Here is a 363-nt window from a genome sequence, read left to right on the forward strand (position 1 = left end):
CTTGCGTCGCCGGCGTGCGCGCTTTCCTTGGCTGCGACTGTTCATCTTCGACCTGAAGCACCCGGGATATCCCGAACATGGCAAGCCACCCCGTCATGACTTCACGCATGCGCGCTACATCGGTCTTGCGGCGCAATTCAGCCACTTCTTCCTTTGCGGGACGCGCTACAATGTCGAGCTGATGAAATATGTCGAATGCGCCTATGCCGGCTGCGTGCCGGTCGGGGTGCCGGCAGGCTCGCTGGATGCGGTTGCCGGGCGGTATTTTCGCCCATATGGCGGTCATGGGCTCGATCTCCTGAAGGACCTCTGCCAGCCCCTGCGGGAGCTCGAGGAACGGGCGGCCGGATACAGGGCGGCCAT

At 63.1% G+C, this 363-nt stretch carries 1 protein-coding gene; it reads left to right on the plus strand.

Going from position 1 to position 363, the window contains the following annotated elements; translation table 11 throughout:
- Nucleotides 1-181 precede the first annotated feature (181 nt).
- Nucleotides 182-363: hypothetical protein (locus tag EN857_RS35310; protein ID WP_210235163.1), on the plus strand; the 182-nt coding region annotated here is incomplete at its 3' end.

The organism is Mesorhizobium sp. M4B.F.Ca.ET.214.01.1.1, assembly GCF_004791545.1.
Taxonomy (GTDB): domain Bacteria; phylum Pseudomonadota; class Alphaproteobacteria; order Rhizobiales; family Rhizobiaceae; genus Mesorhizobium; species Mesorhizobium abyssinicae.